Genomic DNA, 15,147 nt, shown 5'->3' with positions numbered 1-15,147 from the left:
GTTCAAGCGTGTTGCCTCCCAAGATCGACCGGCGCGACGAAAAAGCGCTCATCCAGCAAATGAAAGAAATGGCGCCTTTTTATACGCCGGAATGGCGCTTCACGCCTGAAGATCCCGATCCGGGAACGGCGATGTTCCTGCTGTTTGCCGACATGTATCAAGACAATCTGCAGCGGCTGAACCGGGTGCCTTACAAAAACTTTATCGCCTTTCTCAATATGCTTAACGTATCTCAGCTTCCTGCCCGGCCTGCTCGTGCCCAAGCGACGTTTCGGCTTAGCGAGGGCGTCAAGGAACCGGTGTGGGTAGCATCCGGGACGCAGCTTGCGGCAGCCGCGGATGACGGCGAGATCGTGTTCGAAACCGAACGAAGCGTACTGCTTACGCCTGCCAAGCTTGCCGCGGTCTATGAAGTGAGCAACCGTCACGATATCATCCGCAAGCTGCCGGATTCGTTTCTGGAAGCATCCGAGCGCGGCGATGATCAGCCGACGGCATTGTTCCGGTTTGACGGCACGGACAATTTGCAGGAGCATGTCCTGTTTATCGGACACGAAAGGTTGTTCTTGATCGAGAATGCGGCAACCGTCGATCTTGTATTCGGCAATTCGCTCATGCGCTACCGCGAACAGGAAATGTGCCGGTTGATGACGGATCCGCATTTGGCGGAATGGGTATACGCCTCGGCAACCGGCTGGACGCCCTTTGACGAGAGCGTTTGCTTGGACAACCGGATCATCCTGCGCAAAAAAAGTATCGGAGCTATCGCGGAACGGGAGATTGCGGGCTTCCGCGCACACTGGATCGCTTGCCGGCTGAAGCCGGCCGCTTCCGCGATTCTTTCGGGGAATGTTTCTTTCGATACGGTTAAAGCCAAAGCGGAGTATACGGATTTGGAGGCGGAGGGCGGTTTCGCTCCCGACAGGCTCTTTGCAGGCGACGTGCAAGGCGAACAAGCCGGTATGTATCCGTTCGGGGAGTTTTTCGTGCCGTACGGTACCTTCTATATGGCCAGCCGCGAAGCGTTCAGCAAAAGAGAGGGACGCATTACGGTTCGGTTTCGCATGAAGGCGGTCGAGAATCGGCTCTCTCCCGAGCAGGAACCGCAAATCGAGTGGAAGCTGATCATGAAAAAGTCGAAGTTCGATAAGCAAACGCACGAGCCCGTATCCGTTTCGAACGTCCTCTGGGAGTACTGGAACGGGAACGCATGGGTTCGTTTACCTGTAGGCAAGCCTGAAGAAACGATGTTTTACCGTCCGGAGGAAGGCGAGCGAACGCTGCAATTCGAATGCCCGTCCGATCTCGAGGAAACGTATGTCAACGGCGAGTACAATTATTGGATTCGCGCGCGCATTTTGCAAATCGAGAACCTGTACAATCCCGGCTCCGCTTACTTGTCGCCGTGGATCGAAGGCGTTGCGCTCGCATACGGCTACGGGAATAAGCTGCTGGCGCCCGAACGGCTGGCCGCATTGAACAATACGCTGCTGCTTGACGCCAGCTCCGGCATGAACCGCGAGGGCACGACCATCCGGCCGTTCCATCAGCTTGATTGTAAGTATCCTTCGCTTTACTTGGGCTTCACCTCGCCTCCGGTCAAAGGGCCGATCCATCTTTACGTTTCGATAAAATCGATGAAGGTGACGGAAGCGCATGCCCCGTTCTTCGAGTGGGAATATTTCGGCGGACGGCAGGGAGAAAAGGAATGGCGCCCTCTGAAGGTGTATGACGAAACGAACGGGCTGACGCAGAGCGGCACGCTGCAGTTTGCAGGACCCTACGATTTCGCCGGTGAGCCGTTGTTCGGGACGCCGCTCTACTGGCTGCGCGCGGTAAACCGCGATGCCAAGTACGACGCGCCGCCGGAAGGAATGCCCGTGCCTGTCGTCAACGGCATTTACGTCAATACGACGAGAGTCATTCAGCAGGAGACCGTCGTCTCCGAAGTGCCGGTACTGCTTGAAGGGGAGTACGGCACGGAGTACAGGCTGGATCGGACGCCGATTGTTGCCGAGCAGGTGTGGATCGACGAGACGGGCCGATTGGGAGAAGAGGAGCTGCAGCGGCTAGAGTTCTCCGGTGAGGAGAGCAAGGTGCTGCGCGATTCGGAAGGCAATCTTCAACAGGTGCTCGTCTTGTGGAAGCCGGTCGCCACGCTAAACGAATCGCAGCCGAAGGATCGGCATTACATGATCGACCGGAACAGCGGCAGGCTGTTTTTTGGCGACGGGGTCAGGGGCATGGCGGTTCCCGAGGGCGGAGAGCGGATGCGCGTCAGCTATAAAGTGTCGGGCGGACAGCGAGGCAATGTCGGACGCAAGCAGATCGCCGCAATGCGCCAATCGATCGCGTTCGTGCAAGCGGTTGAAAATCCGGAGCCGTCGGCAGGCGGCTGTGACGGCGAAACGGTGCAGGAAGCGGTTCACCGCGGACCGCAGTTGATCAAGCATAGAGACCGGGCGGTAACGGCCGACGATTTCGAATGGATGGCGCGCGAGGCGTATCCGAACATTGCGAAGGTCAAATGTTTGGCCAACGTCAACGTCCGGATGGAACGGGAAATCGGCTCGATTACGCTCGTCGTGCTTGCGAAGGACGGCCTTCGAAGCAGACAAGGCTTTCCCGAGATGAAGCGGGAGGTAGAGAAATATTTGCTGCAGCGGTCGCCTAATGTAGTTGCGTTTGCGGAAAACATTCAGGTGATCGAACCCGCGTATTTGGAAATATCGGTTCACGCCGTCATGGCGGTTACGAATATGGAGCATATGGTCGCAGCCGAGCTGGAATCGATTCGGTTGTTGAACAAGTTTTTAGACCCGCTTACCGGCGGTTATGACGGGAAAGGCTGGGCGATCGGACAGCAGCTGCACGTTTCCGTTTTTTACGGTTTGCTCAAATCGATACCCGCGGTTAACCATGTTGAGAAGCTTTACATGACCGTACATAAGCTCGAGGACGGGGAGCGAATCGAGCTCGATCCTCGCAAGCTGGGCGACATTCCCCACGGCATCGTCGTGAACGGCTTGCATGAGGTGAATATTACGCTAGTCTAAAACGGCTTGATGCCGGACCCATGACGCCGGGAAGAAGGAGGAAGATGCGATGCTGCCGATACCGAATTTGGATGACCGTACATTCGAGCAGCTCGTCAAGGAGGCGCGCCGGTCGATCCCTCATTTGCAGCCGCAATGGACGGATGAAAATGCCCACGATCCGGGCGTTACGATGATCGAGCTGTTTGCATGGCTGACGGAAATGCAGCAGTACTATATGAACCGCGTGACGATCAGTAACGAGCGCAAATTTCTGAAGCTGCTCGGCGTTCATCCGAAGGAGCCGGCGCAAGCGCGCGCCGATGTATCGTTCGAAGGGGCCATGGACAGGCTGGTGCTGCCGGCTGGGACGCGGCTTATGGCGATGGACCAGCATTTCGAGACGGAGCGGACGCTGGAGCTCATTCCCGCTAGGCTGGAGAAGGTGCTGACCCGCGTCGGGACGATCACGAACGATGCGACTTCCTCCAATGACCATGCCGCGGTTTCGTTCTATCCGTTCGGGCAAGAACCGAAACGGGACAACCGGCTGTATCTGGGGTTTGACAGGCCGTTCCCCGAAGGAGCGGACGTAACGCTGTCGATGCTGCTTTTTAACGATTATCCGGTTGCGGTCGGAGGCGAAGACGGTCAAACGAACGGGAGACGCTTCTCGTCCGCGCGCGTCTCTTGGCGATACTACGGCGCGGCCGATGGAGGCGCAGAGGGCTGGCTTCCGGTAGAAACCGTGCGAGACGATACCGTAGAGCTGTCGGAGAGCGGCAGCGTCGTGCTGAAGGTACATTCGCCGATGAAGCCGCTCCCTATCCAACCGGCAAACGACCGCAGCCGGTATTGGCTCTGTTGTACGCTCGAAGCGGAAGGATACGAGCTGTCGCCGAAGCTGCAGCGGGTATGCTTGAATACGGTATCCGCGATTCAGCAAGAGACGGCAAGCGCGGTTTATCCTTTCGCTTGCTCCGGGGAGCCGGGCTGGAGCTGTACGATAAGCGGTTATTTGCCCTTCTACGGAAAGGTTCAAGTACAGGTTCGCGACGAACGAGGCGTATGGCGTTATTGGCGTCAACGGGACGGCATGACCGCAGCGAAGCCTGGCGAGCGCTGCTGCTCGATCCTAAAGAACGAAAGCAGCCGTTCGCTTACCGTTACGTTCGGCGACGGAACGCGCGGCGCGATTCCGGCAAAATCGGAGGACGGGGTGCGCATCATCGCCTTTGAGCCCGATTTCGAGGAAACGCGTCTGATCGGCCGCAGCAGCGGACTACCCGGACAAGCTTTCGAATGGGATGCGCAGTCATGCATACGCGACGGGTTCATGCTGCAGGTTGGAAAGAAGCAGCCGGGAGAAACGGAGCTCGTCTGGGAGGACTGGATCCGGGTAGACGATTTTGACAACTCCGGTCCTTATGACCGTCATTATGTGCTGGATGCCGATACGAACGAGCTTCGCTTCGGCAACAACGAGCAAGGCATTCTTCCTGCGGCTTCCGAAGCGGATAATATTTGTATTCTGGCGTACCGAAGAGGCGGAGGACGCCGGGGCAACGTGAAGGAACGTTTTATTCGTCTTATGGAGGGCGAACATCGAATCTATGCGGATATAACAGCCGTCAACCATGCACCCGCGAAGGGCGGAACGGAGCGCGAAACGATTCAAGACGCCAAGGAACGGGCGCTGCGGGAGCTGCGGACGCCAACCCGGGCGGTGACCAGCGAGGATTACGAATACTTGGCGGCGAACACGCCGGGACTTCGGGTAGCGAGAGTAAAGGCCATTCCGCTCTACACGAAAGGGAAACGCGATTATCCGCGCCAGAAGTCGCCCGGACAGATGACGGTCGTCGTCGTCCCCTACAGCGAATCCGACCATCCGAAAGCGAGCCCGGGCTTTTTGCAAACGGTCAAGGCGCATCTGGATCAATACCGGCTCATTACGACCGAGCTTCACGTGATCCCGGCGGAGTACATCAAAGTAACTGTTCATGCCGTCGTAGTTCTGCAGCCTCACGTCAGGGATGCCGACAGGCGGGTACGCGAAGAGCTGCGCAAGCTGCTGTCGCCGATGGCTAGAGGAAACGGGGCGTCCGGATGGTCGTTCGGCCGTACGGTTTATAAAGGCGACGTATACGGGGCGATCAACCGGGTTACAGGCGTCGAGTACGTGCAGGATTTATGGCTGGATGCGGACGGCGGCAGCATCGCCAAGGAAGCGGACGGCGATATCCGGATACCGCCATACGGGCTGGTGTATTCGGGCGAGCATGAAATCGAGCTGGTCAGCATCACGGACGCTTTTTGAGCCGGATATGCGACAAGGCGTGAGGGAATAGCGGGTATGGAGTGAACGCGAGTCTTGGGCGATAAGGATCGGCCGAGACCGGCAATATCGCGCGAAATTAAGAGCCGTTAGAGACTCTTAGTCCGGCCGAAACGCCCGAAAGCCGGGAATTAGACGACGCTGGAGGCTCTTAATCCCGCGTTGCAAAGAGAACGAGCAAGGAGGTGAAGGCATGAGCGGCGAATCCAGCTTTTTCTCGTTGAACAAACCCGAGGACTGGGGTAGAGGATATGCCCATAATTTGCATATCGCTGCCGCCGGCATCGGCATGAACCGGACGGAAAAATACGGCGTGAAACGGATTATCCGATTGTCGGAGCTCGAGAGGCTCGCCGGGCTGGCCGATTTCACCCCGGGAACGAACGGCAAGCTGTATGTCATGGATCAGACGGCGGCACTCTGGTCATACGACTATGAGAATAAACATGCGGAGCCGGTATTTAGAGAATGGCACGGACAGTTTACGAACGAGGCGATGCTGGCGGCGAGCGGCGATATGCTTTTCGTCGCGGATCCGGCGGGCGAGCGCAAAGTGGCCGCATACTCGGTATCGAACGGACAAGCGGTTTGGACAGCCGACTCTTGGGACGGCAATCTGTTGTTTCCGTTAGCCGTAGCCTGCGATGAAGCGAAAAACGTTTATGTGGCGACTCCTCTCGATATGCTGGTTGGGGTGAATGGAAATTCGGAGCTGCCGGAAAACGGCGCGGTGGGCATCATCCGTTTCGATCCTTCCGGCAGTCCGGCGATGCTGTATACGCACGAGCTTCTTCGTGTCGAAGAGCCGATCATGGCCGCGCAGCTGCATCGTCGCTATGCGGTAGCGGTTCACGGCGGCCGGCTTGCTTTATTCGATACGGAGAAGCGGCTCGTGATCGTTTTCGGCGAAGGAGGGGATGCGAAATCGGCATTTTCTCTCACCCGTGACATGCCGTATGCGGGGTTTTCCATTGACGCGAATCAGCATATTTATGTCGGCGACTGCCGGTATGTCCGTTCCGATGCGGAGGACGACCGGTACATTCTAAGATTTGACGAAGAAGGACGCTACCTCGCACCGATATCCGGCTTTCGCGGGCGCTGCGATAAGCTGCTGTTTGACCGGCGCGGCCGGATGTACGTGCTGAACGGGGAAACCGAAGACATCACGCTGCTCGAGCTGCAGCACCGGACGATGGCGATGAAGGAGAACGGCTTGCCGGAAGGCGTCTATTTCGCAGCCGCGCTCGATTCCGCCGAGGAAGAAACGGAATGGCATAAAGTATGGCTGGATGCGGACATACCGGAGGAGACGCAGATCCGAATTTCGGTATTCGCTTCGGACCGGCGTATGCAGCCGATCGGCGGAATCGTTACGGACATGGGCGAGTATTTGGCCGACCCTGCGGTGGACGCACTGGAGAAGCTTAGGGCTACCGCTCATTTGTGGTCGGAGCCGGTCGTGAATCCGCAGGACGCCCTCCTTCGTCATGCAAAGGGACGCTATTTGTGGGTAAGCATCCGCTTCATCGGCAGCGAGCACGAAACGCCGGTTATCCGCAAGCTGCGGATTTATTTTCCCCGCCAGTCGCTGCTCGACTATTTGCCTCCGATCTATCAAGAGCATCCGCAGAGCAGAGATTTCCTGCACCGGTACTTGGCTCTTTTCGATACGTTTCTGCAGGGAACCGAGGAGAAGATCGACCGGATGGCGCGCTTTTTCGATCCGGATTCGGTATCCGGCGATTACTTGAAATGGCTCGGAACTTGGATGGGCATAGCCGAGGACGAAAGCTGGGAGGAAAGCAAGCGCAGGCAGCTCATCCGGATGGCCCCGGAGCTGTACAAGGAGCGGGGCACGAGAAGGGCGATCGAGCGCATGCTGGAGCTGGTTACCGGCCATCCGCCGATACTTATCGAATATTTCGAATACAAAAGCATGCGGGAGCAGTCCGAATTAAGCCGGCTGCTAGGTGATTTATACGGGGATAATCCGTACGTCTTCTGTATCCTTATGCGGCCGGAATGCGTGGAAACGGAAGCGCAGCGGCTGTTCATCCAGAAAATCGTCGACGAGCAGAAGCCTGTTTTTACCGAAGCGAAGCTGGTCGTGCTGCAGGAATGGATGTTCATGGACATGCATACGTATACGGGCATCAACACCGTGCTGTCCGAGCCGACCCTCTTGACTTTGGACGAAAAATCCTCGATGCCGTACAACACGATTTTGATCGACGTAGACCGGGATCGCCGCATGGATCAGCATACGAGACTCGAGCTCGATTCCGATTTAGAATAAGCGAAAAGCGAGGAAGTGGCCCATGAAAAAATCACGTTATTATCCGTTTGAGCGCAACCGCTATTTTTACGGAAAGCTGCTCACCGTGCGGGATTTCGAGTCGGAGCAAAAATATTTCAACGATAAGCGGCGCCTCTTGAACCGGCTTCTTTACGGCACCGGGGTCGTAACGGGGCTGCAGGTCGTCGCGATTGACGACAAGTCCGTCTCCGTGGAAATGGGGGCCGCGTTCGACGCGCTCGGCCGCGAAATCATCGTCCCGTCTCCGGTCACGCTGAAGCTGTCGATGGCCGACGGCTTTACGAACAACGAATACGCCAAAAACGTGTACCTCTGCATCGCCTATGACGAAAAGGGCAAGGAGCCCGTTCACGCCGTCGCCAACTCATCCGTTCGCTCGGAGGAAATCAGCGAGTATAACCGGGTGCTCGAAAGCTACAGGCTGTTCGTACGGGAGGAAGCGCCGGATCCTTCTTCTTTTCCTTATGGGGGCCTGTTCGAAGAAACGAATGTGCTGGTTGCGGACGGCCCGGTTCGTCTCCTGTTGACGACGCCGCGGTATGTCAATCCCGGCCAATTGTTCGAAGCGCGGCTGACCGTCGAGAAGACGCTGCAGACGCCGCCGGTATCGCTGCAATTCGAATTGTCCGCGTCGCAGCTGGAGGCGGCAAGCGACGAGTACGCGCACATCGCGTTCCGGGAGCCCGCAGACAGCCAGGAGACCGAGTATTCGATTCCACTGCTGCTTCGGGCAGGATCGGGTTCGAACGTGAAAGCGATCGTCGGTTTAGCGGGACAACTGCGAATCGGCGACCGGCAGGTTTCCGTCGAGCCGTCTTCCGCGAATACCGTTTTTGTGACGGAAGGACCGGTGCAAAAACGTCTGCTTGACGACTATTACAACCGTACGATCGATCAAGCGATGGATGCTCCTTCCGAGCCCTGCATTTACTTGGCCAAAATCAGCCTGCTGCAAATGGGCCCGACTTATATGATCGAGAAAGTCGAACGGGTGCCGTTCGGCGAGTATGTGACGAACGCTTCTGTCCTGCAGCGGATCGGCGAGCTGGAGCAACGAGCGGAAGCCGTGGCAAGGCAATTCGAGGAAAGTACGGCTTACGCGCAAGCTCAGAGAGAGCTGACGGAGCGCGAAGCAGCGGCTTCCGGCAAATCCGCATGGACGGCCGAGACGAAGCCCGCAGCTTTCATCGGTCAAGCCGGCGCAGACGAAACGCGCAGCGGCGTTGTCGAAATCGAGCTTAGGAACGTAGCGCGCCAAGGGATGCTTTCGTTCTCGAAGCAGGGCAAAAGCTTTTTCTCCGGCGAGATCGAGCATGGGCTCGGCGAAGGCAACGTCTACGTAACGGCGGGGCTGGAAAACAACAGCGCGGAGCCGTTCGGCGATATGGTGAACGACAGCGAGCAGGTGTATTACGGCAATATCGACGTATTCAAAGACAGCGCCTATGCGCCCGATCTCGACAACGTAACGGTTGGCGCGCTCGTCTATCCGAAGAAAGGGACTCTTCGCATCGGGGTGAAAGTACTCGGCCCGACCGACGCGACGCGCGTTCGCGTCCGGTGGTGGGCGATGAAGAAGCCTCTGGAAGCAGGCGCTTTGCGGAACGGGGCGAACGAGCTTAGCGATTCGCGTTTGGAAGCGGCGGCTAGTATAGAAGAATAACCCGATAAACGAAGGACAGGCTGCAGGAAGTGCAGTCTGTTTTTCTATTAGCCGCGGCTAAAATTTTGAATAATTACCATACGATTATTATTTCTATTGCTCATGCAACATTCGGTTTACTAGAAACGTATGAACATAGAGCAGTGAAAATATTGGAAATCGGGGGGCTGATCATTCGTGAGTAAAAAATGGATTATTACCGGATTGACCGCTACAATGCTCGCGGGAACGCCGTTATACGCGAAGGAATTGCAGGAGACGCCGGCACCGGTATTGGAAGCGGGCAATAACGCCGGGCAACCGAACCTTATGGCGAATCAGGATGCCGAAGACAACCCGCTCGGCGTGTTCGTGCCCTCGGGTCGAATTCAATTCGCAATAGCGCCGATCATCGAGGAAGGAAATACGCTTGCACCGTACGAGCAACTGTTGGAACGGCTCGGTTTCGAAGCGAAGTGGGACGAGAAAACCGGCGTCATCAGTGCGGAGAAACGGAATTTGTCGCTTCGATTGAAGGTAGGGAGCTTAGAAGCGACGGTCAACGGCGAGAAAAAAGAACTGCCTGCTGCGCCCAAGCTGCTGGGCGGCATTCCGTTCATTCCGCTTCGATTCGTCGCGGAGGCGGACATGCGCCAAGTTTCGTGGGACGGGCAGTTCCGGGAAATCTCCATTTCGGAAGGACAGGCATTGACGGAGCTGCGAATTGTTTACCGAATGGACGCGCAAACGGATGTCAAACCGCTGGAAGCGCTGGCCAAACAGGTGGAAGCCGAAACGGGCATCCGGCTTGAGCTCATCGGCATTCCTTCCGAATACTATCAGCAAAAAATGACCGTCTTGATCGCGGCGGGCGATCTGCCGGATTTGATGTTCGTGCCGGATCAAACGATATTTCCGCTCTCGCTCGGTTCGGCCGTATTCAAGGAGCTTACCGATTACTTGCCCGAATACCCGCATTTGGACAAGCTGGCCGCGCAAGCGCCGGAGCTTCGTTTGGAAGGGAAGCTCTACGGGCTGGCGAAGCCCAAATCCCGTTATGACGAGAGGTTCCCGGCTTTGCGTGCGGATTGGCTGAAGCCGCTCGATTTGCAAATGCCGCAGACGATGGACGAGCTTTACCGCGTCATGGCGGACTTTAAGAGCAAAGATCCCGACGGCAACGGCAAAGACGATACGGTAGGGTTTGCGGGTAAGGTCAAGCCGGACAGTCTCGGCGATTTCGCATGGGTGGAGCATGTATTTAACGAAAGCGCGGGCCGCTATAAGCTCGTTGGAGGAAAAATCGTCGATACCGTTGCCGAGCCCGGAGAGCTTCAGGCACTGCATTGGCTAAGCAGAGCATTCCGCGACGGGGTGCTGAAAGGCGACTTTGCCGCGGATCCTTCCGGCAAATCGTACGGCTTCTCTGAAGGCAACGCCGGTATGGCGAGCCTTACCGTAGACGAGGCGGTTGCGGCAGCCGGGAAGCTGCGGCAAACGTTCCATAAAGCGGACGCCGTTCCTCTGATTTCGCTGCAAGCGCCGGGCAAAACGAAAGTCGTGCCGGTAGGTCCCGGACAGTCCGGCATGTTCGCCGTTTCGAACAGAGCTTCCGAAGCGAAAACGAAGCTGATCTTGTCCTTTCTCGATCGGCTTGCCGGTTCGGCCGGCAGCGTGGCGGACGGAATGACGCCGCAAACCGCCGGTCAGCTTGACAGCGCGATCGGCTGGAACGCGGCCGGCGGCGCAATGTCCGACGAAGCGGCCGCGCTCAAGCAAGCCCTGCTGCAGGAGCGCGAGAGGGTCTCGTTCGAGGCCGTCAATCCGGTAGACGGAAGATTGCTGGAGTCTAAGGACAAAGCGAAGCTTCAAGAGCTGGACGTGAAGACGACGGAAATGAAGCTCAAGCTGATCATGGGCAAAATTTCGGACGAGCAATGGCATGCTTACGTGGAGCAGCTGAAGACGGACGCGGCTTATCAAGACATCATGAAAAAGCTGAATACGGCTTATGCGAAGCTGAACGGGAAGTAATCGGATCGGTACGAGTCTGCGGACATCGTGCGGTCAAGCCATAGAAAAACCGCTGGAGTGATAGGCCCCAGCGGTTTTTTTCTATGGCTTCATTTCAGTCCCATTTCCTGAATAACTTCCTTGAGCAGATCCGGCCTGTTCGTCATAATGCCGTCGGCGCCGAGCTCGATCAGCTCTTTCATTTCGGCTTTATCGTCAATCGTCCAATAATGGACTTGCATGTTCAGGCGGTGTGCGCCTTCGATCAGACCGCGGGTTTTTAGATTGAAGCCGCTGTTTGAGGTTGGAATTTGCAGCACCTGCGCGCCCGGACGATAAAATCCGGGCATAAACGCTTTATGCGTCAGGACAAATTTGATCACTTCGCTTTTGCCTGCGCCGATCGCGACTTGATTTGCCGCAAATTTGTTAAACCGTTTGACGATGCCGTTATCGAACGAGTTGACGATCACTTTCCGTTCAAGCTTGTATTTCCGGATCAAGTCCCATAGCTTTTGTTCGATTTGGGATTCGCCCGATTTCGGATACGTGTCTTTGATTTCGACGTTAAAATAGTGGTCCTTGCCGTACTTCGCAAAGAGCTCGTCCAGCGTAGGAATGTAAGCGCCTTTGCCGAGGAAGCTGGTTTCGCCTTGCAAATCCTTGAACGAATAGCCGGCGTCGAGCTTCTGCAGCTCCTCGAGCGTAAACGAGTCAACGCGGCCTTTGCCGTTCGTGGTCCGGTCGACCGTAGCGTCGTGAATCGTGACGAGCTGGCCGTCCTTCGTCATATGGATATCGGTTTCGAGTACGTCGACGCCGAGCGAATGAGCGATATCGAAGGCGGTCATCGTGTTCGACGGAGCGAGCAGCTCGCCGCCTTGATGCGCGATGTTGAGCGGCTTTTTCAGCCCTTGAAAAACGTCGGGCTGCTTCGGTACGAAAGCATAATACATGACCGTATGTACGATCAGCGCAAGCGCAATAAAGGCAAGTACAATGCGTAGACCCGTTCTTCCTCGACGGGGTCTGCGTGCTGCAGGCTGGATCGGCGACCCGCTATGAGGTATCATGATGCAGGTATTCCTCCTAATAAGTGATCTCTCTTAACTGGCTTCAAGCATCAATACGAGGATAAGAGATACATCGGCAAAAGGCAAAATAAATGTTTGTAAAAACGAGTGAAGCATTGAAAATTGCCGTTTCCGTAGAACGTATGCGCAGAAAAAATGACGGCCTCCGTTTAAGAAGCCGTCAATAGGGGGGAGCGGGCTGCTTCAGCCGCCGCCTCCGTTCAAGGGAACGGCCGTGACGTCCAGCTGATGCGCGAGCTTGTCCCCGTTTACATGCGTTAACTTAACTAAAACATCGTCCTTAAAGTAGCTGTTGCTATAGGTTTGAGCGTTCTCCGGCTTGTCCAGCTCCATGACGATGTAACCCAGCTCATTCGGTTTTTTGACATCCTTGAACGTTTCGATATTCGATTGGATAAGCGCGATCGCTTTGCTGCTCCATAACGAAACGTCGGTGACGACGGCTTCCTTCGGGTTGGACTTGGACGTTTCGAGAACGAAGGCCATTTGCAGATTGGCATAGGTCATCGTCAGCTTAACGCGGCCTTCGCCTCCGGCGAGCATCGGCTGGACGGGATCGGCCGCAGCCGTGCCGTCCGTTTGCGGCGCGCTTCCGGCGCCTGCAGCCGCCGTTTTTTCGCCTCCGGCAGGAGCTGCGCTCGGCAGGCCGACGATAACCGTGTTGGCCGTTTTCTTAGCGGAGGGATCGGCGGCCGCTTCGTTTGGAGCGCCATTTGCCGTTCCGGCCGCGTTCGCTTCGCTTGAGGCAGCATCGTTCGAGCCGCCGCCAGCCGCAATCGGGGTCTGATCAGCCAGCGCCACTTCCGTCGGCTTGCCGAGCATTTCCTCGATTTTCTGGCTGGATAAGCCGATAAAGCCTTGAACATGCAGATTGCCGTTCGAGAAGAACGACTTCACGATCGCCGTGCCGTCTTTATCGAACAGCGTGCCGAGCCCTTCGTAGACGTTATTCTTGAAGGAGCCCTTGAAGCGCGGCTTCCCTTCTTCGTCATAGCGTTCTCCTGCGCCATTGTAGGTACCGTTCGCAAAAGCGCCTTTGTATACCGGCACGCCGCTTTCCGAGAATGAAGCTCCTTCACCCTGATAACTGCCGCCGGCAAAACCGCCCTTATACTTCATAAAGCCGTTCGGATAAAATTCCGTACCGTCGCCGGAATATTTGCCGTTCTGGAAACCTCCGTCGTACAGGACGGCGCCTTGTTCGTTGAAAAGCTTGCCGCTACCGCTGAATTGGCTGGCCTGGAAGCCGCCTTCGTAGCGGATTTTGCCGCCGGGGTAAAAGAGCTTTCCGCTGCCGCTGTATGTATCCGCGCTGAACGCGCCTTCGTATTTGAGCTCGCCTGTCGGGTAGTACTCCTTGCCGGCGCCGCCCGGCTTCCCGTTCTGAAATTCCCCTTCGTAACGGATCTTTTGGCCGCTTCCCGCAAAATAGAGCATGCCGGGGCCATTGTATACGTCGGCTGCAAACTGCCCTTTGTAAACGATGTTGCCGCTATCGTCGAAAAGCGTTCCCGCGCCGTTCTTGAGCCCCTTGTCGAATTGGCCTTCGTAAACAAGCTTGCCGCTGTCGTTAAACAGCTTCCCCGTACCGGCATATTGGCCGTCGACCAGATCGCCCGAATATTTCGGCGCCTTGGCTTCGTCGATCACTTTCGCTTTCCCGGTAAACGATGCGGCCTTCGGAGTGGATACTTGGATGGTGGGGACTTTGCCGAACCATTTGGCAAGAACGGCTGGCGGTTTAATAAAGAGGAAATATACGAGTACCAGAAGGATTATGAGGATAGCGACCAGGAGGCGCTTGGATATGTAGTAGTTTCCGATACCGACGTAGTTTCTCAGCGAAGTTTCTTTGCCCGATAGGAAGCCGCGGAGCACCGCCTGCGATTTCTGAATGGCGACGGCGGGAAGCTTCTTCGCTTCCCGAATTGGCTTCAACAGCGTTTGAATATAAGGATGAAGCACGGGCTTCAAAATTTTCTCGCCCGTTTTCACCGCTTCGTTACTCACGACTACCACCTCATGATTCGTTTCGCTTCGTATGGAGAACTGCTTAAATGCCTAATCCCGTAAGGAAGAGGATCTGCCGTTCGGATTATGGCACCTGAATCGTAAACTGTCCGGGCATTTGGATTTGAATGACGCCGGCCCAGTTGCACATGCATTTGGAACTATTGTTAAGCGCGGGCATATTCCCGATCAGTACGGTGGGCGATCCCGGCGCCCATGGCGCGGCCGTTACCGGAACGCAAGGCATTTGCGTCAAAACGCCCTTGTTCGCGGCGGTTGCGGCGGCGACCGCAGGATTCGCCATCGATTTGCAGGTACCGAACGGTTTAATATTGACCATCGGTTTGTGATCCATTATGTTCGCGATCGGCGATGACGTGGTAACCTGATTGACCGGCAAAACGGTGAGCGGCGTGGGAGCGGCTCCGAAGCTGCACATCAGCATCGCGCCGTTGCAAACGAGCATGCCCAACGTGATTCCTCCTTCATTCCCGACAAAGTGAAGCGAAACTCCGCACAATTACCCATAAAGCAGGCGTTAAGCCGGGATATGTACGGGAAACTACCGAGACTCCGAAACATTAGCCGGCGGGCTAAGCGAATGGCTCCAATGCTATTCGAATCTATTGCATAAGAGACGATTTTTGTCGAAAAAGCTATCTTCATAGTACACCAAATCAAGGCGCCTCGGCAAT

Annotated in this window: 8 protein-coding genes; 5 read left to right on the top strand and 3 right to left on the bottom strand. The window is 56.2% G+C overall.

The genetic code is table 11. The features are described 5' to 3' along the window. Positions 1 to 8 precede the first annotated feature (8 nt). The 5 genes from ACKGJP_RS27105 to ACKGJP_RS27085 all read left to right on the top strand — a co-directional run bounded on the left by ACKGJP_RS27105 (position 9) and on the right by ACKGJP_RS27085 (position 11,369). Positions 9 to 3,056, top strand: a complete 3,048-nt coding sequence (locus ACKGJP_RS27105; RefSeq protein ID WP_409341900.1) for a putative baseplate assembly protein — start codon at positions 9 to 11, stop codon at positions 3,054 to 3,056. A gap of 49 nt (positions 3,057 to 3,105) precedes the next feature. After that, complete coding sequence (locus ACKGJP_RS27100) at positions 3,106 to 5,355, top strand: putative baseplate assembly protein (protein WP_409341899.1); 2,250 nt, start codon at positions 3,106 to 3,108, stop codon at positions 5,353 to 5,355. A 211-nt stretch (positions 5,356 to 5,566) separates the two neighbouring features. Next, positions 5,567 to 7,672, top strand: coding sequence for a phage tail protein (locus ACKGJP_RS27095; RefSeq protein WP_409341898.1), 2,106 nt, complete (start codon positions 5,567 to 5,569; stop codon positions 7,670 to 7,672). 22 nt (positions 7,673 to 7,694) lie between these two features. Then, entirely contained in the window at positions 7,695 to 9,356 is a 1,662-nt protein-coding gene (locus ACKGJP_RS27090) for a hypothetical protein (RefSeq protein ID WP_409341897.1), read from the top strand. Positions 9,357 to 9,533: 177 nt separating this feature from the next. Further along, complete coding sequence (locus ACKGJP_RS27085; RefSeq protein ID WP_409341896.1) at positions 9,534 to 11,369, top strand: extracellular solute-binding protein; 1,836 nt, start codon at positions 9,534 to 9,536, stop codon at positions 11,367 to 11,369. Between the two features lie 89 nt (positions 11,370 to 11,458). Here ACKGJP_RS27085 and ACKGJP_RS27080 read toward each other — a convergent pair whose 3' ends face one another. The 3 genes from ACKGJP_RS27080 to ACKGJP_RS27070 all read right to left on the bottom strand — a co-directional run bounded on the left by ACKGJP_RS27080 (position 11,459) and on the right by ACKGJP_RS27070 (position 14,924). After that, the gene (locus ACKGJP_RS27080) at positions 11,459 to 12,421 is read right to left on the bottom strand and encodes a glycerophosphodiester phosphodiesterase (RefSeq protein ID WP_409341895.1); all 963 of its coding nucleotides are present in this window, start codon (positions 12,419 to 12,421) and stop codon (positions 11,459 to 11,461) included. 204 nt (positions 12,422 to 12,625) lie between these two features. After that, positions 12,626 to 14,452 carry a hypothetical protein gene (locus tag ACKGJP_RS27075; RefSeq protein ID WP_409341894.1) on the bottom strand — a complete coding sequence of 609 codons (1,827 nt, stop codon included), beginning with the start codon at positions 14,450 to 14,452 and terminating at the stop codon, positions 12,626 to 12,628. An 85-nt stretch (positions 14,453 to 14,537) separates the two neighbouring features. After that, positions 14,538 to 14,924 carry a DUF4280 domain-containing protein gene (locus tag ACKGJP_RS27070; protein WP_409341893.1) on the bottom strand — a complete coding sequence of 129 codons (387 nt, stop codon included), beginning with the start codon at positions 14,922 to 14,924 and terminating at the stop codon, positions 14,538 to 14,540. Positions 14,925 to 15,147 lie beyond the last annotated feature (223 nt).

It is taken from the genome of Paenibacillus litoralis (genome assembly GCF_046244365.1).
GTDB lineage: Bacteria > Bacillota > Bacilli > Paenibacillales > NBRC-103111 > Paenibacillus_V.
Note: the sequence above shows the minus strand (reverse complement) of the source record. Positions and strands in the feature narration are given on the sequence as shown.